Origin of the sequence: Amycolatopsis eburnea (genome assembly GCF_003937945.1) — a bacterium.
Lineage (GTDB): Bacteria > Actinomycetota > Actinomycetes > Mycobacteriales > Pseudonocardiaceae > Amycolatopsis > Amycolatopsis eburnea.
Genome location: NZ_RSEC01000032.1, coordinates 394478 through 419074, shown reverse-complemented (window position 1 = coordinate 419074; position 24597 = coordinate 394478). Strand labels below are relative to the sequence as shown.

22 protein-coding genes are annotated in these 24597 nt (G+C 70.1%); 15 read left to right on the top strand and 7 right to left on the bottom strand.

Going from position 1 to position 24597, the window contains the following annotated elements; genetic code table 11:
• Positions 1–340 precede the first annotated feature (340 nt).
• The 6 genes from EIY87_RS09835 to EIY87_RS09810 all read left to right on the top strand — a co-directional run bounded on the left by EIY87_RS09835 (position 341) and on the right by EIY87_RS09810 (position 7154).
• Positions 341–1483 carry a BMP family lipoprotein gene (locus EIY87_RS09835; RefSeq protein ID WP_125307345.1) on the top strand — a complete coding sequence of 381 codons (1143 nt, stop codon included), beginning with the start codon at positions 341–343 and terminating at the stop codon, positions 1481–1483.
• An 80-nt stretch (positions 1484–1563) separates the two neighbouring features.
• Positions 1564–3135 (top strand): ABC transporter ATP-binding protein, encoded by a 1572-nt coding sequence (locus EIY87_RS09830; protein WP_125307344.1) that lies wholly within the window; start codon positions 1564–1566, stop codon positions 3133–3135.
• Positions 3132–4223 carry an ABC transporter permease gene (locus EIY87_RS09825; RefSeq protein ID WP_125307343.1) on the top strand — a complete coding sequence of 364 codons (1092 nt, stop codon included), beginning with the start codon at positions 3132–3134 and terminating at the stop codon, positions 4221–4223. The genes EIY87_RS09830 and EIY87_RS09825 overlap by 4 nt, the downstream gene beginning before the upstream one ends.
• 32 nt (positions 4224–4255) lie before the next feature.
• Entirely contained in the window at positions 4256–5485 is a 1230-nt protein-coding gene (locus tag EIY87_RS09820) for an ABC transporter permease (RefSeq protein WP_125307504.1), read from the top strand.
• Positions 5485–5874: a cytidine deaminase gene (locus EIY87_RS09815; RefSeq protein ID WP_125307342.1), complete on the top strand. Its 390-nt coding sequence runs from the start codon at positions 5485–5487 to the stop codon at positions 5872–5874. The genes EIY87_RS09820 and EIY87_RS09815 overlap by 1 nt, the downstream gene beginning before the upstream one ends.
• Positions 5871–7154: a thymidine phosphorylase gene (locus tag EIY87_RS09810; protein ID WP_125307341.1), complete on the top strand. Its 1284-nt coding sequence runs from the start codon at positions 5871–5873 to the stop codon at positions 7152–7154. Before EIY87_RS09815 ends, EIY87_RS09810 begins: the two co-directional genes overlap by 4 nt.
• 147 nt (positions 7155–7301) lie before the next feature.
• Here the strand turns inward: EIY87_RS09810 and EIY87_RS09805 are convergent, their stop codons facing one another.
• Positions 7302–8426, bottom strand: a complete 1125-nt coding sequence (locus tag EIY87_RS09805; RefSeq protein WP_125307340.1) for a PA containing protein — start codon at positions 8424–8426, stop codon at positions 7302–7304.
• A gap of 213 nt (positions 8427–8639) precedes the next feature.
• Between EIY87_RS09805 and EIY87_RS09800 the strand changes: the two genes are divergently transcribed.
• Complete coding sequence (locus EIY87_RS09800) at positions 8640–9734, top strand: adenosine deaminase (RefSeq protein ID WP_125307339.1); 1095 nt, start codon at positions 8640–8642, stop codon at positions 9732–9734.
• 91 nt (positions 9735–9825) lie between these two features.
• The gene (locus EIY87_RS09795) at positions 9826–11034 is read left to right on the top strand and encodes an MFS transporter (RefSeq protein WP_125307503.1); all 1209 of its coding nucleotides are present in this window, start codon (positions 9826–9828) and stop codon (positions 11032–11034) included.
• A gap of 190 nt (positions 11035–11224) precedes the next feature.
• Here EIY87_RS09795 and EIY87_RS09790 read toward each other — a convergent pair whose 3' ends face one another.
• Entirely contained in the window at positions 11225–12487 is a 1263-nt protein-coding gene (locus EIY87_RS09790; RefSeq protein ID WP_125307338.1) for a primosomal protein, read from the bottom strand.
• Between the two features lie 147 nt (positions 12488–12634).
• Here EIY87_RS09790 and EIY87_RS09785 point away from each other — a divergent pair, with 147 nt between their 5' ends.
• Both EIY87_RS09785 and EIY87_RS09780 read left to right on the top strand, forming a co-directional pair.
• Positions 12635–15139 carry a DEAD/DEAH box helicase gene (locus EIY87_RS09785; RefSeq protein ID WP_125307337.1) on the top strand — a complete coding sequence of 835 codons (2505 nt, stop codon included), beginning with the start codon at positions 12635–12637 and terminating at the stop codon, positions 15137–15139.
• A 101-nt stretch (positions 15140–15240) separates the two neighbouring features.
• A complete protein-coding gene (locus tag EIY87_RS09780; RefSeq protein ID WP_125307336.1) occupies positions 15241–16284 on the top strand; it encodes a C45 family autoproteolytic acyltransferase/hydolase in 1044 nt (347 codons plus the stop codon).
• A gap of 1 nt (position 16285) precedes the next feature.
• Here the strand turns inward: EIY87_RS09780 and EIY87_RS09775 are convergent, their stop codons facing one another.
• A complete protein-coding gene (locus EIY87_RS09775) occupies positions 16286–16831 on the bottom strand; it encodes an NADPH-dependent F420 reductase (protein WP_125307335.1) in 546 nt (181 codons plus the stop codon).
• Between the two features lie 68 nt (positions 16832–16899).
• Between EIY87_RS09775 and EIY87_RS09770 the strand changes: the two genes are divergently transcribed.
• Entirely contained in the window at positions 16900–17223 is a 324-nt protein-coding gene (locus tag EIY87_RS09770) for a winged helix-turn-helix transcriptional regulator (protein ID WP_125307334.1), read from the top strand.
• Here the strand turns inward: EIY87_RS09770 and EIY87_RS09765 are convergent.
• Both EIY87_RS09765 and EIY87_RS09760 read right to left on the bottom strand, forming a co-directional pair.
• Positions 17114–17764: a hypothetical protein gene (locus EIY87_RS09765; RefSeq protein WP_404800027.1), complete on the bottom strand. Its 651-nt coding sequence runs from the start codon at positions 17762–17764 to the stop codon at positions 17114–17116. The two genes, EIY87_RS09770 and EIY87_RS09765, sit on opposite strands and share 110 nt — an antisense overlap.
• Before the next feature lie 120 nt (positions 17765–17884).
• Positions 17885–18871, bottom strand: a complete 987-nt coding sequence (locus EIY87_RS09760; protein WP_125307333.1) for a sugar-binding transcriptional regulator — start codon at positions 18869–18871, stop codon at positions 17885–17887.
• A gap of 129 nt (positions 18872–19000) precedes the next feature.
• Between EIY87_RS09760 and EIY87_RS09755 the strand changes: the two genes are divergently transcribed.
• Genes EIY87_RS09755 through EIY87_RS09740 form a run of 4 tightly spaced genes read left to right on the top strand, consistent with a single transcriptional unit; the run spans position 19001 to position 23088 of the window.
• Entirely contained in the window at positions 19001–20005 is a 1005-nt protein-coding gene (locus EIY87_RS09755; RefSeq protein ID WP_125307332.1) for a zinc-dependent alcohol dehydrogenase family protein, read from the top strand.
• Positions 19998–21332 (top strand): ABC transporter substrate-binding protein, encoded by a 1335-nt coding sequence (locus tag EIY87_RS09750; protein WP_125307331.1) that lies wholly within the window; start codon positions 19998–20000, stop codon positions 21330–21332. Before EIY87_RS09755 ends, EIY87_RS09750 begins: the two co-directional genes overlap by 8 nt.
• On the top strand, positions 21332–22264 hold the full coding sequence (locus tag EIY87_RS09745) for a carbohydrate ABC transporter permease (protein ID WP_125307330.1): 933 nt from the start codon (positions 21332–21334) through the stop codon (positions 22262–22264). Before EIY87_RS09750 ends, EIY87_RS09745 begins: the two co-directional genes overlap by 1 nt.
• On the top strand, positions 22261–23088 hold the full coding sequence (locus EIY87_RS09740; protein WP_125307329.1) for a carbohydrate ABC transporter permease: 828 nt from the start codon (positions 22261–22263) through the stop codon (positions 23086–23088). The genes EIY87_RS09745 and EIY87_RS09740 overlap by 4 nt, the downstream gene beginning before the upstream one ends.
• Positions 23089–23158: 70 nt before the next feature.
• Here the strand turns inward: EIY87_RS09740 and EIY87_RS09735 are convergent, their stop codons facing one another.
• The gene (locus tag EIY87_RS09735) at positions 23159–23353 is read right to left on the bottom strand and encodes a ferredoxin (protein ID WP_125307328.1); all 195 of its coding nucleotides are present in this window, start codon (positions 23351–23353) and stop codon (positions 23159–23161) included.
• 38 nt (positions 23354–23391) lie between these two features.
• Entirely contained in the window at positions 23392–24591 is a 1200-nt protein-coding gene (locus tag EIY87_RS09730; RefSeq protein WP_125307327.1) for a cytochrome P450, read from the bottom strand.
• Positions 24592–24597: the final 6 nt, after the last annotated feature.

The window sequence follows — 24597 nt, the reverse complement described above, 5'->3', positions numbered from 1 at the left end:
AACGATTCGGAAGGCGCCTTGCCGCCTGCGTCTCACAGAGTGATCGGACTGGTCCACGCTTCGGTCGGACTGGCACACTGAGTCACGGCAAACGGCATTTCGGCCGTCCCGCCGGCTCGGGATTCCGCCGAAAGCAGCGCCCCGTGACGTCTTTGATCACGTAGGGTGCACGTTCCGTCGCGCGTGCGATGCGCGAGTAAACGTTTGTGTTACGTAGCGTGCCGTTCCTATGGCGCATTCCTGTCCGTTGGGTACGGTCCACCAGTCGACCCGGCAGTGGGCCCGGTCGTGCCCTGGACATCCGCTGGATCAGCGGGGAGGGAGAAACACGTTGCGTCGCATGCGTGGAACCGCGCTGGCCGCCGCGGCCATGGCCGGGGTGCTCGCCCTGGCCGGGTGCGCCAAGGACTCCAGCGGTGGTAGCAGCTCGAACAACACCGCGGCCTCTTCGGGCGGTTCCGACTGCGTCACCGCGCAGAAGCCGCCCGCCGCGCCCGCCGCGGCGAGCAGCTCGGCTTCGGCCGGTGAGAAGGTCGACGGCAGCAAGCTGAAGATCGGCCTGGCGTTCGACGTCGGCGGCCGGGGTGACGCGTCCTTCAACGACGCCGCCGCCGCGGGCACCGACAAGGCGAAGGCCGAGCTCGGCGTGACCACGGTCAACGAGAGCACCGCGTCCGCCAGCGAGGCCGAGTCGGCCAAGCAGCAGCGCCTCGACCAGATGGCCGCCTCGGGCCTGAACCCGATCATCGCGGTCGGCTTCGCGTACGCGCCGTCGGTCAAGGTCGTCGCGGCCAAGTACCCGAACACCAAGTTCGCGATCGTCGACGACGACTCGATCCAGCTCCCGAACGTGACGCCGCTGGTCTTCGCCGAGGAGCAGGGCTCGTTCCTGGCCGGCGTCGCCGCCGCGTACAAGAGCAAGAACTGCCACGTCGGCTTCGTCGGCGGGGTCAACACCCCGCTGATCCAGAAGTTCGAGGCCGGCTTCCTGCAGGGCGCGAAGACGGTTTCGTCCAAGATCAAGATCGAGGACGACTACCTGACCCCGGCCGGTGACTTCTCCGGGTTCCAGGACCCGGCGAAGGGCAACGTCAAGGCCGCGGCCGAGATCGCCAAGGGCGCGGACGTGATCTACCACGCCGCGGGCGCCTCCGGTAAGGGCGTGTTCGACGCCGCCAAGGCGGGCAACGCGCTGGCCATCGGCGTCGACTCCGACCAGTACAACCAGAAGACCGTCGCCGCCGACAAGGACGTCATCATCACGTCCATGCTCAAGCGCGTCGACGTCGCCGTCTTCGACTACGTCCAGGCGCTCGCCAAGGGCGACCTGACGACCCTGCCGAAGCGGTTCGACCTCAAGGTCGACGGCGTCGGCTACGCCACCTCCGGTGGCAAGGTCGACGACATCAAGGACGTCCTCGACGGGTACAAGGCCCAGATCATCGCGGGCGCGATCACCGTCTCGGACAAGCCGCAGAAGTAGCTCAGCACGCGTCGGGGCTCGGAGGATTTTTTCCTCCGGGCCCCTCACGCGTTTAGACGAGATATGGAATTCTCCCGCCCATGAGCACTGCCGAGGCCCCGGCCGAAGCCGTCCCCGACCGGGGCGCGCCCGCCGTTCAGCTGACCGGGATCACGAAGCGATTCCCCGGTGTGGTGGCCAACTCCGACGTCAACCTCACCGTCACCACCGGCGAGGTGCACGCCATCTGTGGCGAGAACGGCGCCGGCAAGTCCACCCTGATGAAGATCCTCTACGGCATGCAGCCGCCGGACGAGGGCACCATCGCGATCAACGGCGAAGAGGTGAAGCTGCGCAACCCGCAGGACGCCATCCGCGCCGGCATCGGCATGGTGCACCAGCACTTCATGCTCGCCGACAACCTCACCGTCGGCGAGAACGTCTTCCTCGGCGCCGAGGGCCTGCACGGCATCGGCCGCGCCGCCCGCGCGCGGCTGGCCGAGCTCGCGGAGCGGACCGGCCTGCACGCCAAGCCGGACACGCTGCTCGAAGAACTCGGCGTCGCCGACCGCCAGCGCGTCGAGATCGTCAAGGTGCTCTACCGCGGGGCGAAGATCATCATCCTGGACGAGCCGACCGCGGTCCTCGTGCCGCAGGAGGTCGACGCGCTGTTCGCGACCGTCCGGGAGATGAAGGCCGACGGCTACACCTTCCTCTTCATCTCGCACAAGCTCGACGAGGTGCGCGCGATCGCCGACACCGTCACGGTGATCCGGCGCGGCACGACCGTCGGGACCGCCGACCCGAAGACGATCACGTCCCGGCAGCTCGCGGAGATGATGGTCGGCTCGGAGCTGCCCAGCCCGGATACCCGCGAGTCCACGGTCACCGACCGGGACGTGCTGCGGCTGACCGGCCTGACGCTCGGCGCCGAGGGCTCGGACCGCAACGCGCTCGACGACGTTTCCTTCACCGTGCGCGCGGGCGAGGTGCTCGGCGTCGCCGGTGTCGAGGGCAACGGCCAGACCGAGCTGGTCGAGACGATCATGGGCATGCGCAAGCCGTCCGGCGGCACGATCGAGCTGGTCGACGCCGAGGGTGTGGCGCGAGACTTGACGAAGGCGGGCACGCTGGCGCGGCGCGAGGCCGGCATCGGCTACATCGCCGAAGACCGCACGCGGCACAGCCTCCTGCTGCAGCAACCGTTGTGGGTCAACCGGATCCTCGGGTACCAGACCCGCGAACCGGTCTCGAAGGGACAGCTGCTCGACATCGCCGGCGCCCGGGCCGACACCGAGCGGATCGTCCGCGACTACGACGTCCGCACGCCGGGCATCGACGTCCCGGCCGCCGCGCTCTCGGGCGGCAACCAGCAGAAGCTGATCGTCGGGCGCGAGCTGTCCGGCAACCCGGTGCTGCTGGTGGCTTCGCACCCGACGCGCGGCGTCGACGTCGGCGCGCAGGCGCTGATCTGGGAGCAGATCCGCCAGGCCCGCGCCGCCGGGCTCGCGGTGCTGCTGATCTCCGCCGACCTCGACGAGCTGATCGGCCTGTCCGACACGATCCGGGTCATGCTGCGCGGGCGCCTCGTCAGCGAGGCCGACCCCGCCACCGTGACCCCGCAGGAACTGGGCTCCGCGATGACCGGCGCGGGGGAGGGTGACGAGGAATGACGTCCTGGCGCACGAAACTGCTGCCACCGCTGCTGGCGATCGTCTTCGCCGTGCTGCTGTCGGCGATCGCGCTGATCATCTCGGGCGCCGACCCGCTGCAGGCGTACGGCACGATGATCGGCCAGATGTTCAAGGGCTCGACCGCGGTCGACACGGTGAACCTGGCGACGGTCTACTACCTGTCCGGGCTCGCGGTGGCCATCGGCTTCCAGATGAACCTCTTCAACATCGGCGTCGAGGGCCAGTACCGGTTCGCCGCGGTCGTCGCGGCCATCACCGGCGGCGCCCTGAAGCTGCCCCCGGTGATCCACACGCTGGTCATCCTGATCGTCGCCGTGGTCGCCGGTGCGGCGTACGCGGCGATCCCGGCGATCCTCAAGGTCACCCGCGGGGTGAGCGAGGTGATCGCGACGATCATGCTCAACGCGATCGTCGGCGGCATCATCGCTTTCCTCATCAACGCCGACCAGTTCGGCGTGCAGACCGGCAACAACATCGGCACCCGCGTGATCGAGCCGTCCGGCCGGATCCCGGGCATCCCGCTCGGCTCGGGCACGCTGTTCGGGTTCGTCTTCATCGCCGCGATCATCGGCGGCGCGTACTGGTTCATGCTCAACCGCACCCGGTTCGGCTTCGAGCTCAAGGCGTCCGGCGAATCCACCACCGCGGCCGCCGCGGGCGGCGTCAACGCCAAGAAGATGACGCTGATCGCGATGCTGCTCTCCGGCGGCGTCGCCGGCCTGGTCGCGATGCCGGAACTGCTCGGCCGCGACTTCAGCTACGGCATCACCTCGACCCAGATGTACGGCTTCACCGGCATCGCGGTCGCGCTGCTGGGCCGCAACCACCCCGGCGGCATCGCGCTCGGCGCGCTGCTGTGGGCGTTCCTCGACACCTCCGCGGTGTCGCTGGAGCAGATCAACGTGTCCAAGGAGATCGCGACGATCATGCAGGGCATCATCGTGCTGTCGGTCGTCGTGGCGTACGAGATCGTGCGGCGCGCCGACCTCGCGGCCGAGCAACGCCGGGTCGGCCGGGCGCTCGCCGGCCGCAAGGGCGCTTCGGTCGCCGAAGGGGGTGCGGTGTGATCACCGACGTTTCACCGGAGTCCGGCACCACGATGCCGGTGCGGCGCAAGCGCACCCGGGTCCCGGGCTGGCTGCGCGGGGTCATCTGGGCGGTCATCGCCATCGCCGTCCTCTCGACGGCGTCGTACTCCACCGGCGTGTCCGCGCTGACGTCCTCGAACACCGCGCAGGCCGCGTTGCGCCTGGCCCTGCCGATCCTGCTCTGCGGGCTCGGCGGGCTCTGGGCCGAACGCGCGGGCGTGGTCAACATCGGCCTCGAGGGCATGATGATCCTCGGGACCTGGGGCGCCGCCTGGGGTGCGTACTACGGCGGCGTGTGGGCCGGGCTGGTGGCCGCGCTCGTCTTCGGCGCGCTCGGCGGCCTGCTGCACGCGGTGGCGACGGTGACGTTCAACGTCAACCACATCGTCTCCGGCGTCGCGATCAACCTGCTCGGCCTCGGCGTCACGAAGTACCTCGCGAACCTGATCTTCGAGCCGCTGTCGGGCAACCCGCGGCAGTCGCCGGTGGTGCCGAAGTTCGACACCTACTCGGCAACGTTCCTCTCGGACTGGCTCGGCGACCTGGAGAAGGAGCAGCGCGTCGGCATCTCCGACGTCGCCGGCATCCTGCGCGGCCTGGTCACCGAGGTGGCGCCGCTGACGATGATCGCGATCATCCTGGTGCCGGTCAGCTTCTGGGTGCTCTGGCGGACCCGCTTCGGCCTGCGGCTGCGCTCGTGCGGCGAGAACCCGGTGGCCGCGGAGTCCCTCGGCGTCAACGTCTACCGGCACAAGTACATCGCGATGCTGATCTCCGGCGCCTTCGCCGGGATGGGCGGCGCGTCGCTGGTGCTGCTGCGCGGCGGCGCGGACTACCTGGAGAACCAGACCAACGGCCGCGGCTACATCGGCCTCGCGGCGATGATCTTCGGCAACTGGCGGCCGGGCGGCCTGCTCGGCGGCGCGGCGCTGTTCGGCTACGCGGACGGCCTGCAGCTCTCCGGCGGCGGCGAAGCGGTGCTCGCGCTGCTGTACGGCGCGGTCATCCTGGTCGGCGTGATCGTCGTCGTGCAGCTGTTCCGGCGGCAGTGGATCGCGGCCGGGCTCGGCGTCGTCGGCGCGGGCGTGCTGTACGCGATCTACTGGTCGAACGACACGCTGCCGTCCGACCTGATCCCGTACACCGCGCACTTCGTGACGCTGATCGTGCTGGCGGTGGCTTCGCAGCGGCTGCGGCCGCCGAAGGCCGACGGCCAGCCGTACCGGCGAGGTGAGGACTGATGTCCACTGTGGATTGGGACGCCTTGCGCGCCCAGGCGATCGAAGCCGCTTCCCATGCGTACGCGCCCTATTCGGGGCTGCACGTTGGTGTCGCGGGGATCGTCGACGACGGCCGCGTCGTGACCGGGTGCAACGTCGAGAACGCGTCCTACGGGCTCGGGCTGTGCGCGGAGTGCACGATGGCCGGGCAGTTGCGGCTGTCCGGCGGCGGCCGGCTCGTGGCGGTGGCGTGCCGCAGCGGCGCGGGTGACCTGCTGATGCCGTGCGGGCGCTGCCGGCAGATCCTGTTCGAGCTGGGCGGGTCCGCGTGCCTGGTGGACACGCCGAGCGGGATCCTGCCGATGTCCGACGTCCTGCCGGACGCCTTCGGCCCGGACGACCTGCCGTGAGCGCGTTCGCGGCGGTCGACGTCATCCGCACCAAGCGGGACGGCGGCACGCTTTCCGACGAGCAGATCGACTGGGTCGTCGACGCGTACACCCGCGGTCTCGTCGCCGAGGAACAGATGTCGGCGCTGGCGATGGCGATCTTCCTGAACGGGATGTCCGCCGCCGAGATCTCCCGGTGGACGCACGCGATGATCGCGTCGGGGGAGCGGCTGTCGCTTTCCGTTTCCCGGCCGACCGTCGACAAGCACTCGACGGGCGGCGTCGGCGACAAGATCACGCTGCCGCTGGCGCCGCTGGTGGCCGCCTGCGGGGCGGCGGTGCCGCAGCTGTCCGGGCGCGGGCTCGGGCACACCGGCGGCACGCTCGACAAGCTGGAGTCGATCCCCGGCTGGCGCGCCGCACTGTCCACTTCGGAAATCCAGGCGCAGCTCGAAGACGTCGGCGCGGTGGTCTGCGCGGCGACGTCCGGGCTCGCGCCGGCGGACAAGAAGCTGTACGCGCTGCGGGACGTGACGTCCACTGTGGAATCGATCCCGCTGATCGCCAGCTCGATCATGAGCAAGAAGATCGCGGAGGGCGCGTCCGGGCTGGTCCTGGACGTGAAGTTCGGGTCGGGCGCGTTCATGAAGACGCTTTCCCAGGCGCGTGAGCTGGCTTCGACGTTGACTTCGATCGGCGTCGACCACGGCGTCCCGACGACGGCGCTGCTGACCGACATGAACGTCCCGCTGGGGCGGGCGGTCGGCAACGCGGTGGAGGTCGCGGAGTCGGTCGCCGTGCTGCAGGGCGGTGGCCCTTCGGACGTGGTCGAGCTGACGGTCGCGTTGGCTCGGGAAATGCTGGCGCTGGCCGGTCTGGATGCCGACCCCGCCGCCGTGCTGGCGTCCGGCGAGGCGTACGAGGTCTGGTGCCGGATGATCTCCGCCCAGGGCGGCGACCCTTCGGCACCGCTGCCGACGCCTTCGCACGTCCACACAGTCGTCGCGCCGGCTTCGGGCGTGCTGGCTTCGCTGGACGCGTACGCGGTGGGCGTCGCGGCGTGGCGGCTGGGCGCGGGCCGGGCCCGCAAGGAGGACCCGGTCCAGGCCGCGGCGGGCGTGCTCTGCCTGGCCAAGCCCGGTTCGCCGGTGACGGAGGGTGAGCCCCTGCTGGAGCTGCACACGGACACCCCGGACGCGGTCCCAGCGGCCTTGACTGCCCTCGACGGCGGCTTCACGATCGCCTCGTCCGCGCCCACCCCGTCCCCGATCATCCAGGAGACGATCCGCGGCACGGTGTGACGACCATCGCCCGCCCGAGCGTCGCTTTCACGTGAAAGCTACGCCCCCAGGTCGCCGCTTTCACGTGAAAGTGACCCGGAGCGTGGACTCCGCAACGGAAGAGGCCCCCGTCGGGTGAACCGGCGGGGGCCTCTTCGTGGGGCTGGGTTACTCCGTGGCTTCTTCGGTGCCTTCGCCCGACTTGGCCTTGGCGTCGGCAGGCTTCGGGGCGCGGCCGTTGCGGGAGCTGCGGCGCGGCTGGCGCGGGGCCGGCGGGGGCGGGGCGATCTGCTGGACCGCCGGGCCGCCGCCGAGCATCAGCTCCGCGAACGTCGCCATCGCCTCGTCGAGCTGGCCGCCGATGCGGCGGACGCTCTCGTCGTTGCTCTTGCGGACCAGCGTGTCCACCGAGTCGGTGTCCGGCTGCTTGGACAGCGTGCCCTCGACCTTGGACAGCCCGGCCTTGAGCGCGCCGTCGAGGTCGCCGATGCCGGAGCGGAAGCCGTCCTCCACCTTGTCGAGGCGGCCGGTCAGGTCGTCGAGGCGGGCGGTGACCGTCTCGAGGCGGTTGCCCAGGTTCTCCAGGCGGTCCGAGGCGTCGATCATCTCGCCGGTCTCGGTCAGCGCCACCTTGAGCGCTTCGGTGTTGGCGTCGATCCGCTCGTGCGTGGTGCGGCCCAGCTCGCCGACGCGCTCCTGCGTGACGCGGCTGAGCTCGTCGACCTTGCCGCGCAGCTCGTGGTCGGTGCTGTCGACGCGCTCGCGCAGCGTGCCCTCGGCCTGCTCGATCCGCTCGCGGACCGGGCCGGTCACCGCCTGCGGGATCGAGTCGAGCTTGGCGTCCTGCTTGTCCAGGTGGCCGCCCAGCTCGTCGAGCCGGCGGTGGATGTTCTGGAGCTTGTCCTCGAGCCCGTCCATCCGCCCGGCGACACCCTCGAAGCGCGCGGCGACGCCGTCGAGGCGGCCGTCCAGCTGCGCGAAGGGCTTGGCGAGCTTGTCCGGGAGGCTCTCGATCGCCCGGGTCAGCGCCGCGATGGCGTTGTCCTGGGCCTCGAGGCGGGACATCGCCTCGTCGAGGCGCTCGGCCAGCACGCCGACCTCGGTGCGGTCGGGGAGCTCGGACAGCCGCTTGCGGACCGCGCCCAGCGAGTCCACCGGCGCGAGGCGGGCGTAGATGTCGTCGAGCGCGTCGAAGATCTGCTGCTGCTCGCTCTCACGCACTTCGGCCGCGCGCACCAGCATGTTGCGCATCCGGTCGAAGGACGGGGCGGCAATGTGGTTGTCAGTGGTCACTGCTGTGTGTCCTTCGTCGGCGGGGAAATGGAGGGACGTGCCACGAAGCTTATCGATTGCAAAAATTGCTGTCTGTATGGCCCCCGTGAAGCGCCTATTGCGGAGGCTGCCCCCGGATGGCCGATTCGTTCCTTGATCCTCGACGCTCAGGGTTAGCCCGGGGCTGGGACTTACGGCCATGTAGGGGAATGACAGCGAGGTTACCGTTGGGGGATGCCTGACGAAAGCCCTGTTCTGCCCAGCGAGACGCTCCGCCGCGCGCCCAAGGTGCTGCTGCACGACCACCTGGACGGCGGCCTCCGCCCGGCGACCGTCGCCGAGCTGGCCGACGAGACCGGCTACGACGGACTGCCCACCAGCGATCCGGCCGAGCTGGGCGCCTGGTTCCGCCGCGCGGCCGATTCCGGCTCACTCGTTTCCTACCTCGAGACCTTCGCGCACACCTGCGGGGTGATGCAGACCGAGGATGCGCTGGTCAGGGTCGCCGCGGAAGCGGTCGAGGACCTGGCCGCCGACGGCGTCGTCTACGCCGAGGTGCGCTACGCACCGGAGTTGTTCGTCGAACGCGGTCTGTCACTCGATGCGGTGGTCGAGGCCGTCCAGGCGGGGTTCACGGAGGGCACTCGCCGCGTGGCCGCGAACGGCGGCAGCATCCGCGTCGGGACGTTGCTCTGCGCGATGCGCCAGCACGCCCGCGCCCTCGAGATCGCCGACCTCGCGGTCCGCTACCGCGACGCCGGCGTCGCCGGGTTCGACATCGCGGGCCCGGAGGACGGATTTCCGCCCACCCGCAATCTCGACGCGTTCGAATACCTGCGGCAGAACAATGCGCATTTCACCATTCACGCCGGCGAGGCCTTCGGTTTGCCGTCCATTTGGGAGGCGATTCAGCACTGCGGCGCCGAGCGGCTCGGGCACGGCGTGCGCATCGCCGAGGACATCAAGACCGACGCGGACGGCACGGTCCACCTTGGACGGTTGGCCGCGTATGTCCGCGACCGCCGCATCCCCCTGGAGATCTGCCCGACGTCGAACGTCCAAACAGGCACGGTCCGCTCGATCGCCGAGCACCCCATCGGCCTGCTCACCAAGCTGCGCTTCCGCGTGACCGTGAACACGGACAACCGGCTGATGAGCGGATGCACGATGACCAGCGAATTCGCCGCGCTGCACGAGACGTTCGGCTATGGCCTGGACGACTTCCGCTGGTTCACCATCAACGCGATGAAATCCGCGTTCATCGATTTCGACGCGCGGATCCGGCTGATCGACGACGTGATCAAGCCCGGGTACGCCGCGCTGGCCTGACCCGGCCCGCTTCGCCCTTGCGGTCCTTAGCCATGCCAACTATCGTTCACCATGTAGGAATTACTTCTCAATATTTGAGACGGTGACGACGATGGCGCAGGTCGCGGACGGCTCGGTGGAGCGGGTGCAGGCGAGTTCACGGCGGTGGCTCATCCTCGCGCTCGGCCTCGCCGCGCAGACCGCGAGCTGCTCGTTCCTCTACGGCCTCCCGTTCCTGGTCCCGGCCATGCGGGCCGGGGAAGGGCTGACGCTGGCCGAGGCGGGCACGGTCGTCGCGGCCCCGAGCATCGGGTTGTTGTTCACCCTGATCGTGTGGGGCGCGGCTGCGGACCGTTACGGAGAGCGCCTGATCATGGCCCTCGGGCTCGGGGTCTCGGGGTTACTCCTGGTGTACGCCGGAGTCGGTGATCACTCGGTCGGGCTCCTCTTTGGGGTGTTCCTGGCGGCCGGCGCGTGCACGGCTTCGGTGAACGCGGCGAGCGGCCGCGTGGTGATGGGCTGGTTCGCGAAGTCCGAGCGCGGCGTGGCGATGGGGATCCGCCAGACCGCCCAGCCGCTGGGCGTCGGCGTCGCGGCGCTGGGGCTGCCGCCGCTGGCCGCGCACTTCGGCTTCCGCGCGGCCGTGCTGCTGCCGGCCGGGCTGGCGATCGGGGTGGCGCTGCTGGTGGCGTGGCTGGTGACCGACCCGCCCCGGCCCCCGCGGGCGCCTTCGGGGGAGAAGCCGCCTTCGCCGTACCGGCACGCGGCGCTGTGGCGGGTGCACGGGGCGAGCGCGCTGCTGGTGGTGCCGCAGTTCGCGGTGTCGGCGTTCGCGCCGGTGTACCTGGTGTCGGGACAGCACTGGAGCCCGCTGTCGGCGGGCTGGTACCTGGCGGTGGTCCAGGTGCTGGGCGCGCTGGGCCGCCTCGGCTCCGGCTGGTGGTCCGACCGCGTCGGCAGCCGCCTGCGCCCGATGCGGCAGCTGGCGGTGCTGAGCTGCTCGGTGATGCTGCTGGTGGCGCTGGGGGACGTGTCGTGGCCCTGGCTGGTGCTGCTGGCACTGGCGCTGGCGGGCATCATCACGGTGGCCGACAACGGCCTCGGCTTCACGGCGTCGGCCGAGCTGGCGGGCCTGGCCTGGTCGGGCCGCGCGATGGGCACGCAGAACACGGGCCAGAACATCGCGGCCTCCCTGACCCCGCCCCTGCTGGGCCTGGTGATCGGCGACAGCCGCTACGCACTGGCGTTCTGCGTGGCGGCGATCTTCCCGGCGATCGCGGTGGCGGTGGTCCCGGTCCGCGCGGAACACGAGCGGGACTGACCACCCGCGGGGGCGCCCCCCGTCTCCAGCGTATCGGCGGCCACCGACGGAAACGGCCGGCGATGTCATGAACGACCCTTTCATGTCGTCAGACGACATGAACGACTCTTTCATGACATCCGGACAGGCCCCGGACACGACGAAGGCCGCCTCCCCGAACCAGCGGGGAAGCGGCCTCCGGAGCGAAGGATCAAGCCACCGTCAGGCGGTTCTCGAACGTCTCCACCAGCTTCCGCCAAGCGCTCTGCTCGGCGTCGAACGGCGCGCTCGGCTCGAGGCGCGTCGGGTCCGGGCGGAGCACGAACGACACCAGCCAGCCCAGGCTTTCGTTCGACGCCAGCGCCGTTTCGACGCTCTCGTCGCCCGCCCAGTCGGCCGCGTCCGTGATCAGCTCGACCGCCAGTTCCAGCTGCGTCGGGTCGATCGCCTCCGGGCCCTCCGCGATGTCCGCGTCGAGGCCGGTCAGCACGTACGTGTTCTCCGCGTCGACCTCGATCTCGAGCTCGCCCGCGGTGGCCTTCGCCAGCACCTCGTCCCACGTGGACACGTCGGCGAGGTCGGTCTCGGCCAGGTCCTTGCCGTCGGCGAGGGCCCGGGCGAGCGCGCCGGGAGAGGTGAACACGTCGATCTCGCCCTCGCTGCCCAGGAACACCGGGGTGTCGTCGAGGTAGCAGCGCAGCGTGTAGTACTCCGCGCCGGACGTGATGATCTTGATCGGGTCGATGCCGACCTCGGCCCAGAAGCCGACCGGACCCTCTTCTTCGGCGGAATCCTCGTCGTCGTCCGAGTCGGCGTCGATCGCCTCGAGGTCCTCTTCGCCCTCCGCGCCGGCCTCGGCCTCGGCGGACTCCTCGTGGAACGCCGCCAGCTCCTCGGCGGTCTGCTCCAGGACCTTCTCGTCGACGTCCGGCACCGTGACCAGGCCGTCGATCGCGTCCAGCACGGTGTCCCACTTGGTCGACACCGTCTCGGACAGGTCGTTCCACACCTGCACGCCAACGCTCCCGGTGAACGGGAGGGTGCCCTGGTCCAGCAGCGAGAAGCCCTCGGTCGAGTCGAGGATCTCGTGGACCTCTTCGAGGTCGCAGACGTCGGCGAGCGAGCGCACGATGCCGACGATCTCCGCCAGCTCGGCGATGTGCCAGACGTCCGGTTCCTCGGCGACGAGCTCCGGCACGCCGACGAGGTCGTACGTGTGGTCCTCGTCCGGGATCAGCTCCGGCACGTTCAGCGACGGCACCGCGTCCCACGCCGGGTGGTCGAGCAGGTCGTGCCGCTCGGACGTGCGGACGAAAGCGGCCAGGTGGGCGGCGTCCGGGAAGGCGTACAGGTCGTCCTCGTCGCCGAGGAACGCTTCCCACTCCTCGCCGTCTTCCCGCCAGCGCGGGGCCCACAGGGTGACGACGTCGCCCTGCGGCAGCCCGAGTTCGATCGGGATGATGTCCTGTGCCATTCCTAAGCCCTCCGGAGTACCGCCCGTGTGCGCGCGACACCGTATCTCCCGGTCGAAGCGCGGTAACGCGAAGCCTACGGGTTTACCACGCGCGATGCGATCGCCCCTGCCGACTTTGCGACGAGCGGATGGCACGATGGACGTCTGATGACTCTTACAGACCTCCTGCCTGCGGATCCCGACCCCGACGCCCTCTTCGAAGCGTTCACGACCTGGACGGCCGATCGGGGCATCGAGCTGTACCCGGCGCAGGAGGAGGCGGTGATGGAGGTCGTCTCCGGATCGAACGTCATCCTCTCGACGCCGACCGGCTCCGGGAAGAGCCTCGTCGCCGTCGGCGCGCACTTCACCGCGCTCGCCCAGGGCCGCCGCAGCTACTACACCGCGCCCATCAAGGCCCTCGTCTCGGAGAAGTTCTTCCAGCTCATCGAGATCTTCGGGGCCGACAACGTCGGGATGATGACGGGTGACTCCAGCGTCAACCCGGACGCCCCGATCATCTGCTGCACGGCCGAAATCCTGGCGAACATCGCGTTGCGGTTCGGTGCCGACGCCCCCGTGGGGCAGGTCGTGGCCGACGAGTTCCACTTCTACTCCGAGCCCGACCGCGGCTGGGCGTGGCAGGTGCCGCTGCTCGAGCTGCCGAAGGCCCAGTTCGTCCTGATGTCGGCGACCCTGGGCGACGTGTCCTTCTTCGAAAAGGACCTCACCCGCCGCACCGGCAGGCCGACGGCGGTCGTCACGTCGGCGCAGCGCCCGGTGCCGCTGACCTTCCGGTACGCGCTGACGCCGCTGCACGAGACGATGTCGGAGCTGCTCAACGGCGGCCAGGCGCCGGTGTACGTCGTGCACTTCTCGCAGGCCGCGGCCATCGAACGCGCGCAGACGCTGATGAGCATCAACGTCACGACGAAGGCCGAAAAGGAGTCCATCGCCGAGCTGATCGGCGACTTCCGGTTCTCCGCCGGCTTCGGCAAGACGCTCTCGCGGCTGGTCCGCCACGGCATCGGCGTCCACCACGCCGGCATGCTCCCCAAGTACCGCCGATTGGTCGAGACCTTGGCCCAATCCGGGCTGCTCAAGGTGATCTGCGGGACCGACACCCTCGGCGTCGGCATCAACGTGCCGATCCGGACGGTCGTCTTCTCCGCGCTGACCAAGTACGACGGCGTCCGGCAGCGCCACCTCAAGGCGCGCGAGTTCCACCAGATCGCCGGCCGCGCCGGGCGCGCGGGCTACGACACCGACGGCTACGTCGTCGTGCAGGCGCCCGACCACGTCGTCGAGAACGCCAAGGCCCTGGAGAAGGCGGGAGACGACCCGAAGAAGAAAAAGAAGATCGTCCGGAAGAAGGCCCCGGAAGGGTTCGTCAACTGGACCGAGAGCACGTTCGACCGGCTCATCGCGGCCGACCCCGAGCCGCTGACGTCCAGCTTCAAGGTCACGCACTCGATGCTGCTCAACGTGATCTCGCGGCCGGGCAACGCCTTTGACTCGATGCGCCACCTCCTGGAGGACAACCACGAGGACCGGGCGTCGCAGCGCAAGCTCATCCTGCGCGCCATCGCGATCTACCGCGCGCTGCTCGCCGCCGGCGTCGTCGAGCGGCTGGACGAGCCGGACGAGCAGGGCCGGATCATCCGGCTCACCGTCGACCTGCAGTTCGACTTCGCGCTCAACCAGCCGCTTTCGCCGTTCGCGCTGGCCGCGATCGAGCTGCTGGACCTCGAGTCGCCGTCGTACCCGCTCGACGTGGTGTCCATTGTGGAATCCACTGTGGACAACCCGCGGCCGGTGCTGTCGCAGCAGCAGTTCAAGGCGCGCGGCGAAGCCGTCAACGCGATGAAGGCCGAGGGCATCGAGTACGACGAGCGGATGGAGCTGCTCGAGAACATCACGTACCCGAAGCCGCTGGAAGAGCTGCTGCAGGGCGCGTTCCACAGCTACCGCCAGGGCCACCCGTGGGTCGACGACTACGAGCTGTCGCCCAAGTCCGTCGTGCGCGACATGTACGAGCGCGCGATGAACTTCGTGGAGTACATCGGCTTCTACCAGCTCGCCCGGTCCGAGGGCCTGGTGCTGCGCTACCTCGCCGACGTCTACGACGCGCTGCGCCACACGGTGCCGGACGAGGCGAAGACCGAGCCGCTGCAGGACCTCATCGAGTGGCTCGGCGAGCTGGTCCGGCAGGTCGACTCCAGCCTGCTGGACGAGTGGGAAGCGCTGCGGCACCCGACGGAAGAAGGGCCGGTGTCGCACCGGCCGCCGGAGCTGCCGCCCGCCGTCACGCGCAACGAGCGCGCGTTCCGCGTCCTGGTGCGCAACGAGCTGTTCCGCCGGGTCGAGCTGTTCGCGCGGCGGGCGTGGTTCCCGCTCGGGGAGCTGGACGCGGCCTCGGGCTGGGACGCCGACGCGTGGCAGGAAGCCATCGAGGACTACTTCGAGGAGTACGACTCGCTCGGCACCGGCCCGGACGCGCGCGGCCCGGCGCTGCTGATGATCGAGCAGCAGCCGGACGTCTGGAAGGTGCGGCAGATCTTCGACGACCCCGCGGGCGACCACGACTGGGGCATCAGCGCCGAAGTCGACTTGGCGGCGTCGGACGAGGCCGGGGCCGCGGTGATGCGGGTGATCGAAGTGGGCGCGCACTGACGCTTTCGGGGGTTCCGGGTGGCGGAGCCCCCGGCCTGGGGCGAAGCCCCGGGACAGCACTGACCGTTGCGGATTCCTGACTGGTCAGTCATCGTGATCGCATGGTGGCGACAGTGCGGGAGCACCGGATCGGCGACGTGCGCTGGACGATCGTCCGCGGGGCCCGGGAAGCCGCTTTCCGCGAGCTGGGGGCGTACGCCGCCGCCGACATCGCGACCGTGCTGGCGGGCTTGCCGTCGTGGCCGGTCAGCGCGCGGGCCCGGCGCTCGCCGGTGCGGTTCCGGGCGGTCGAATCGGCGTCGCAGGTCGAGCACCCGGACGCCTACGCCGAGCTGACGGCGCTGGCCGAGGGCGCCGGCGTCCCGTTCGACGACCTGCTGCTGGCCAACCTGCGCGGCGACCTCGGCGCGGGCGACGGCACCGGCTGCACGGACCTCGCGTGGGCGGGTTCGCCGTCCCTGCTCGGCCACAACGAGGACGGCGCGCCGGTGTTCGACGGCATCGGGCGGCTGCTGACCCTGCTGATCGACGGCGAACCCGGCGTCTGCGTCTGGTGGTACCCGGGTTTCGTGCCCGCGAACACGTTCACGCTGACGACGCACGGTCTGGTGTGGGGGATCGACAGCGTGAGCGTGGCGGCACCTTCGCCGTGCGCCGGACGGCACTTCCTGGCGCGCACGGCCCAGCGCGCGACTTCCGTCGCGGAAGCGGTTTCCGTGTTGCGTTCCCACGCCTCGGCGGGCGGCTTCGCGTACACAATGGGGCAGGTGGGCGCGCCCGTGGTGACGGTGGTCGAGAAGGCGGGCCGCGACACCGCGGTGACCACTGTGGCCAGTGGGCTTTCCTGGCACACCAACCACTTCCGCCAGCTGCCGCCGCACCTGGACGTCGCGTCGGAGGAGAGCCTGGACCGCGCGGAGGTGTGCGCCCACCTGACCCCGACGTCCCCGGACGCGAAGTGGCTGGTCTCGACGTTGACGAACGCGGTCCACCGCAACGCGGACGGCGGCGACGAGCTGATGACGTTGAGCACGCTGGTGACGGACCTCGGCGCGGGCGAGGTGACCCTGGTCCCCCGCGGCGGCGCCCCGCTGACCGCCCGGGCGGCGGACCTGGCCGCGGGGAACGCCGACGCGGTGGGCTGAGCTAGCCCGCCGGGGTTAGGATCGCCTGGGCGTCTTCGCCCGCGAACCACAGGCCGATGACGAACGCCGCCGTGGCCTCCAGCAGGGCCGCGCGGTCCAGACCACCCGCGACCACCGGCTTCGCGCCGATGTCCCGGACCAGCGTGCTCACCGCCGCCAGTGCCGCCGGGTCGTCGCCGCACAGCGGGACCGACAGCGGGCGGCCGTCGAACACCGGGGGCGTCATGCGCCAGACGTCGACGTGCGCGAGGTTGAACGCCTTCACCACGTGCGCCTCCGTGACGATCCGCGACGCCACCGGCGCGCCGGTCAGCGCGGGGTCGTTGGTGCAGTCCACCAGCACCTTCCCGGCCAGCGGCCCGGCCTTCGCGAGGACCTCGCCGATGGCCGCCGCGGGGATGGCGAGGAGGACCACCTCGGCGAACGCGGCCACCTCGCCCCACGTTCCCGTCCTGCGGCCCGCCACCCTGATTTCGTGGCCCGCCCGTGCCCACTGCGTGCCGAGCGCGTCCGCCATCCCGCCCGTGCCGAAGATCCCGATCCGCATGCGTCCTCCTTGTGCTTGGCTGGTACCAGCACGACGGTAGGAACCCGGGAAGGAACCGAACGGTAACCATGGACTTCCTCGCCGACTGCCGGACGCGGCTCGCGTTCGACCTGGTCGCCAACACCTGGAACCCGGTGGTGCTCTGGGCCCTGCGCCACGGCCCGCGCCGGCACGTCGACCTGCGGCGCGAGATCGGCGGCATCAGCGCCAAGGTGCTCACGGAAACCGTGCGGCGCCTGGAGTCCGACGGGCTCCTCGAGCGCCGCGATGGCGCGTACGCGCTTACGCCGTTGGGCTCAAGCTTCCTGGAGCCGATCGAGGGCTTCGGGCGGTGGGCCGCCGAGCACGGCGACGCCGTCGTCGCCGCTCAAAACCGAGCACGACCAGCGTGACCAGGGACAACGCGGGCAGCGGGTAACCGAGCAGGAGTCCCGCGACGACGTCGGACACCGGGGCACCGACGCCCGCCACGAACACCCACGTCGGCGCGGTCGGCGGCTTCGCGGCCGGGGACCACGGCGTCCGGCGGCCCGGCTTCGCGACCGAAAGCCACGCCTGGAACGCCAGCGCGCTCGCCATCAGCGCCGCCCCGGCGGTCTGCGGCCAGGCGACCGCGCCGGTGTCCGCGGATTCGTGCAGGGCGGGGGAGAGCAGGAAGATCCCGGCGTAGAGCTGCACCAGCGTCAGGACGAACTTCGTGAGCACCCACCAGTGCCGGAAGAAGCCCCACGCGGTCGCGCCGGCGAGCAGGAGGCCGGTGAACGCGGCGACGTTCGCCATCGGCGCGAGCAGCACGGTGTCGAGCCGTTCGGCCATCGCGGGCGCGCCCGTGGCCGTCAGCACGACCAACGCGAGGGCCTGGCTCATCCAGGCGACGGACGACACGACGTGCAGCCAGACGACGGCCTGGCGCCAGCGGGGAGAAGTCTTCACGCGCTCCAGGCTCGCCGAACCGGGGACCACGGCACATCGGGCGCGACCCGGGTTTCGCCCCGGAGCCCGGGAGGCCGCGCGTACTCCCGGCGGAGTACGAAACCGAAGCCGCTGTACGCCTCAGGTCGGCACGACGGGGTTCTTCGCCGCCAGGGCCAGCAGGGGGACCGCGGCGGCGGCGTCGGTGATCAACGTCGTGACCATGCCCGAGCGCAGCACCGCGTCGACCGCCGCCGCCTTCGGCCTGCTGTAGCCCAGCGCGATCACCTCCGGCACCGCCGTCAGCTCCTCGTGGCTGATCGCCAGCACGTGGTGCGCCAGCCCGGTCGACAGCGCGTTCCCGGCCGCGTCGAACAGCCGCGCGGCCACCTCCGCGGTCGCGCCGCGGGCCGCGATCGCCGCGCGCTCGGCTTCGTCCAGCGCGTCGTACACCGTCGACTCGCCCGGCTGCCACGCGCCGATGCTGACCACCGCCTTGGTCAGGTTCCGGAACTGCCCGAACGTTTCCGCGATCCCCGGCTGCCGCCGCAGCGTCTCGGTCGTGCGGCGGTCGGGCAGCACCAGCGGGCCGAAGATCGGGTAGGCGTCGCCGCCGGACACCGCCGTCACGCGGTTGACCGTCTCCACCGAGCGCCCGCGCATGTCCATCCCCGCCTGCACCCCGCACAGCTGGACGACCGGGCAGCGCGGCAGCGACCGGATCGCCTCGGTCATCGCGTTGACCGAACGCGCCCACGACAGCCCGATGACGTCGGACGGGGTCGCGATCTCCTCGAGTAGCCGGGCGGCCAGCGCGCCGATCTTGGCCCGGACGACCTCCCGCGGCTCTCGCTCGGTTGAGCGTTCGAGCACGAGCGCTCGCTCCAGGCCGTACGCCGAGCGGACCTCGTCGGACAGGGCGAGGTCGACCGGCGCGGGCAGCGCGAACTCCACTCGGACGAGCCCGGACTCCCTGGCCGTGTCGAGCATCCGCGCGACCTTGAACCGGCTGACGCCGAACTCGTCGGCGATCTCCAGCTTGGAGCGTCCCTGCACGTAGAAGCGCCGGGCGACGGTCGCGAGCAGCATGGCTTCGGTCAGCGAAGCCGCCTTCTTCGACGTGCTCATATGAGCACTATAGCCGGAAATCTCTGCAAAAGGTTGACGAATCACACACGTCAGACCTGTAATGCCTTCACATGTTCTCGACGCCAATGGCCAATGCCGCTCATATGAGCGCGAGGAAAGGGGCTAGGCATGCGTGCCGCCATCATCGACCGGCCCGGCGAGATCAGGGTGGGTGACGTGCCCGACCCGAAGCCGCGGGAACGCGAGGTGGTCGTCAAGGTCGGGGCCTGCGGGATCTGCGGGACCGACCTGCACATCGCGGACGGGCACTTCCCGCCCACCCCGTACCCGATCGTCCCGGGCCACGAGTTCGCCGGGGAGATCGTCGAGCTCGGCGCGGACGTGCCGGGCGGCTGGCGGGTCGGCGACCGCGTCGCCGTCGACCCGTCGCTGTTCTGCGGCTACTGCGGCCCGTGCCGCTCCGGCCACGGCAACCTCTGCGCCAACTGGAACGCCACCGGCGACACGGTCGACGGCGCCTTCGCCGAGTACGTCGCCGTCCCGTCGGCGAACTGCTACCGCATGCCCGACTCGATGACCTGGGAGCAGGGCGCGCTGGTCGAACCCGTTTCCTGCGCGGTGCACGGCGTGCGCCGGGTCGGCGTCGAAGCGGGAGAGCGCTTCCTCGTCGTCGGCGCCGGCACGATGGGCCTGATCATGCAGCAGCTGCTGCAGCGGGCCGGCGCGCACGTCACCGTCGTCGACCGCAACGCCGATCGGCTGCCGCGTGCGGCCCGGCTCGGCGCCGTCGCCACCGCGGCGGACGCCGGCGAGCTGAACGACGAGAAGTTCGACGCCGCCGTCGACTGCACCGGCGCCGCGCCCGCGATCGAAGCGGCCTTCGACGCCACCCGCCGCGGTGGCCGGCTGCTCGTCTTCGGCGTCGCGCCGGCCGAAGCCCGCGTCGCGCTCTCGCCGTTCCGCATCTACAACGACGAGATCACCATCGTCGGCTCGATGGCCGTGCTGAACAGCTACGGCGCCGCGCTCGACCTCGTCGGCGGCGGCGCGATCGACACCGAAGAGCTGCTCACCGACCGGCTGCCGCTGGAGCAGTACCCGGACGCGCTGGCCAAGATGCGCAGCGGCGCCGGCCTCAAGGTGCAGGTGCTCCCGGGAGGCGGCCGTGCGTAAGCTGCTCAGCCTCCTCGCCGCGACGTCGCTGGCGGCCACGGGGTGCGCGGGCGCGGGTTCGATCGGCACCGGGAACAGCACGCTCGTCATCGCGATCGTGTCGAACCCGCAGATGAAGGACGCGATCTCGCTCGCGCCGGAGTTCGAGAAGGCCACCGGCATCAACCTCAAGTTCGTTTCGCTGCCGGAAAACCAGGCGCGCGCGAAGATCACCGCGTCGACCGCCACCGAGGGCGGCGAGTTCGACGTCGTGATGATCAGCAACTACGAGGCCCCGCAGTGGGCGGCCAACGGCTGGCTCGAGAACCTCGAACCGCACATGGCGGCCACCCCGGGTTACGACGAGGGCGACTTCATTCCGAGCATCAAGCAGTCGCTGTCGCACGAGAACCAGATGTACGCGGTGCCGTTCTACGGCGAGTCGTCGTTCCTGGCCTACCGCAAGGACCTCTTCGCGAAGGCCGGGCTGACCATGCCGGCCAAGCCGACGTGGCAGCAGGTCGCCGAATTCGCCGCGAAGCTCGACGACAAGGCGAACGGCGTCGCGGGGATCTGCCTGCGCGGCAAGCCCGGCTGGGGCGAGAGCCTCGCGCCGTTCAGCACGGTCGCCAACACCTTCGGCGCCCAGTACTTCGACCAGGACTGGAACGCCAAGCTGACCTCGCCGGAGTTCAAGGCGGCCGCGAACTTCTACGTGAACCTGATCCGCGAGCACGGCGAAGTCGGGGCCTCCAGCGCCGGCTTCTCCGAATGCGGCACGCGGTACACACAGGGCCAGGCCGCGATGTGGTACGACGCGACGGTCATGGCGGGCACGAACGAGGACCCGGCGAGCAGCAAGATCGTCGGCAAGTCCGGGTACGCGCCCGCGCCGGTGGTCAAGACGCGGGCCAGCGGCTGGCTCTACACCTGGGCGCTGGGCATCCCGAAGGTCGCCAAGGACAAGGACGCGGCCTGGAAGTTCATGGCCTGGATGACCGACAAGGCGTACGTGCGGAAGGTCGGGGAGACCTACGGCTGGAACCGCGTCCCACCGGGCGTGCGTCAGTCCACTTACGACATTCCCGACTACGCCAAGGCCGCGGCGGCGTACGCGAAGCCCACTTTGGACGGTATCGCCGACGCGAACCAGCAGCAGGCCATGGCGAACCCGGTGCCCTACCCGGGCATCCAGTTCGTCGGCATCCCCGAGTTCCAGGACCTGGGCACCCGGGTGAGCCAGCAGCTGTCGGCGGCGATCGCCGGGCGCGAGTCCGTCGACGACGCGCTGAAGCAGTCCCAGGACTACGCCCAGACGGTGGGCGACTCCTACAAGGCGGTGCAGTGATGTCCACGCTTTCGGTTGACACGGCCAAACCCCAGACACGCGCGAAGGCCGTGGAGAAGAAGGGCCTGAGCACCGCGGCCAAGCGGCGGCTGCCGCTGCTGCCCGCGCTGGTCTTCGTCATCGCGGTGACGCAGCTGCCGTTCCTGCTCACCGTGTTCTACTCGTTCCAGTCGTGGAACCTGGTCCGGCCGGGTTCGCGGCACTTCGTCGGTCTGGACAACTACATCGACGTCTTCAGCGACACGACGTTCCTGGTGGCGCTGCTCAACACCGTGCTGCTGACGGTGGTGTGCGTGCTCGTGGCGCTGCTGCTCGGCCTCGGGCTGGCGATCCTGCTCGACCGGAAGTTCTTCGGCCGCGGGGTGGTCCGGACGTTGCTGATCACGCCGTTCCTCATCCTGCCGGCGGCCGGCGCGCTGCTGTGGAAGACGACGATGTTCGACCCGACCTACGGGCTGCTGCACTTCGTCTTCGGCACCGACGTCGACTGGCTCTCGGAGTTCCCGCTGGCGTCGGTGATGGCGCAGATCGTGTGGCAGTGGACGCCGTTCATGATGCTGCTCATCCTCGCCGGCCTGCAGAGCCAGGCCAAGGACGTCCTCGAAGCGGCCAATGTGGACGGTGCGGGCCGCTGGCGGACGTTCGTGTCCATCACCCTGCCGCACCTGTCCCGGTTCCTGCAGCTGGCGACGCTGCTGGGCGCGATCTACATCGTGAACAGCTTCGACGCGATCTTCCTGATGACCCAGGGCGGGCCGGGCACCGCGAGCACCAACCTGCCGTACTACATCTACCAGCGCGCGTTCGAAGGCTTCGACGTCGGCCAGTCGTCGGCGATGGGCGTGGTCGTCGTGGTCCTGACGATGATCGTGGCGACCTTCGCGCTGCGCCTGATGTTCCGCACGTTCTCGGTGGACGGAGGCGTCAAGTGACCACGCTCGCTCGCCGCAAGGCCGGCGCCCGCTCGCTCACCGCCGTCACGTGGGTCGTCGCGATCCTGTTCGTGTTCCCGCTGCTGTGGCTGATCCTCACGGCGTTCAAGCAGGAGGCCGACGCCTACACCGACCCGCCCAAGCTGTTCTTCAGCCCGACGTTCGACCAGATCGCCAACGTGCTGAAGGGCGGGTTCCTGCCCTACCTGTCGAACTCCGCGTTCGTCACGGTGCTCTCGACGCTGCTCGTGCTCATCCTCGGCATCCCGGCGGCGTACGCGCTTTCGCTGGCGCCGGTGAAGAAGACGTCGAACGCGCTCGGCTTCTTCCTCTCGACGAAGATGCTGCCGATCGTGGCGGCGATCATCCCGCTGTACATCATCTCGCAGAACACCGAACTGCTGGACACGGTGTGGGCGCTGGTCATCCTGTACACGTCGATGAACCTGCCGCTGGCGATCTGGATGATGCGGTCGTTCTTCCTCGAGGTGCCGCACGAGATGATCGAGGCCGGGCGGATCGACGGCGCCACCCTGCCGACGTTGCTGCGCAAGATCATCATGCCGGTGGTCGCGCCCGGGATCGCGGCGACCGCGCTGATCTGCGTGATCTTCTCGTGGACCGAGTTCTTCTACGCGGTCAACCTGACGGCGGCGCGGGCCGGCACGGTGCCGGTGTTCCTCGTCGGGTTCATCACCAGCGAGGGCCTGTACTGGGCCCAGCTCTCGGCGGCGGCCCTGCTGGCTTCGCTGCCGGTGATGATCGTCGGCTGGATCGCGCAGAACCACCTGGTCCGCGGCCTCTCGATGGGCGCGGTCAAGTAGCCGGCGAAAGTTCGTGAAGGCCACCTTGAGGAACTTCAAGTTCCTCAAGGTGGCCTTCACGAACTTGGGCTCACTCCTGCAGTGAGAGGGCCTGGCTGGGGCAGACGTGCACCGCTTCGCGGGCCTTCTCGACCAGCTCGCCCTCCGGCGTCGCGTTCAGCACGATGACCGTGCCGTCGTCCTCGCTCTGGTCGAACAGCTCGGGCTCGGTCAGCACGCACTGGCCGGCGCCGACGCACTTGCCGGTGTCCGCGATGATCTTCATGGTCCTTCTTTCCTGTGGTGGGATGGCAGGTTCGATCTCTACCAGGTCACCGGCAGCCGGTACAGGCCGTAGATGTTCGCGTCGTCCTTGAACGGCAGATCGTCCACCGGGACGCCCAGCGCCAGCGAAGGCACGCGGCGGAACAGCGTGTCGAACACGATCTGCAGCTCCATGCGCGCCAGGTTCTGGCCGAGGCACTGGTGCGGCCCGAAGCCGAACGCGACGTGGTGGCGCGCGCCGCGCTCGATGTCCAGCTCGTCGGCGTTTTCGAACGCCCGCGGGTCGCGGTTGGCCGCGTAGCCCAGCGCCAGCACGCCTTCGCCCGCCCGGATCAGCTGCCCGCCGACCTCGACGTCCTCGACGCACAGGCGGGCCGTGGCCGCGTCGACGATCGTCCAGTAGCGCAGCATCTCCTCGACCGCGTCGAGCGTCTTGCCCGGGTCGGCCCTGATCACCGCGAGCTGCTCCGGGTTGCGCAGGAACGCCACGGTGGACAGCGAGATCATGTTCGCCGTCGTCTCGTGCCCGGCCACCAGCAGCAGGAACCCGGTCGCGGCCAGCTGCTCCCGCCGGTAGGTGCCCTCTTCGCGGAGCTTGACGATCTGCCGCCCGAGCAGGTCGTCCGGCGGGTTGTCCTCCTTCGTCGCGATGAGGTCGGCCATGTACCCGCGGATCGTGTCGAACGCCGCCCGCCGGTCTTCCGCCGACGTCGAGCGCTTGATCAGCTTCGCCGTGTGGGTCTGGAAGAAGTCGTGGTCGCCGTACGGGACGCCGAGCATCTCGCAGATCACCAGCGACGGCACCGGCAGCGACAGCGCCTCGACCAGGTCACCCGGCTTCGGCCCGGCCAGCAGCGCGTCGATCCGCTCGTCGACGATCTGCTGGATCCGCGGCCGCAGCGCCTCCATCCGGCGCACGGTGAACTCGCCGAGCACGGCCTTGCGGGCCGGCCCGTGCTCGGGCGCGTCCATGGTGATCATGGTGCGCTCGTCGCCCTTGCGCCGGAACCCGCCCTTGACCAGCTGCGGGAAGTCCGGGTGCTGCCGGTCGGCGCTGAAGCGCCGGTCGTTCAGCACGGTGCGGACGTCCTCGAGCCGGGTGACCACCCAGGCCGTGCCGCCGTCGGGCAGCCGCACCTTCGAGACCGGCTCCTCCTCGCGGATCTCCTCGTACGCCGGCGGCGGCGCGAACGGGCACGTGCGGGTCATCGGGAACTCGTGCTTCTCGACGGTGGTCATGGCGTC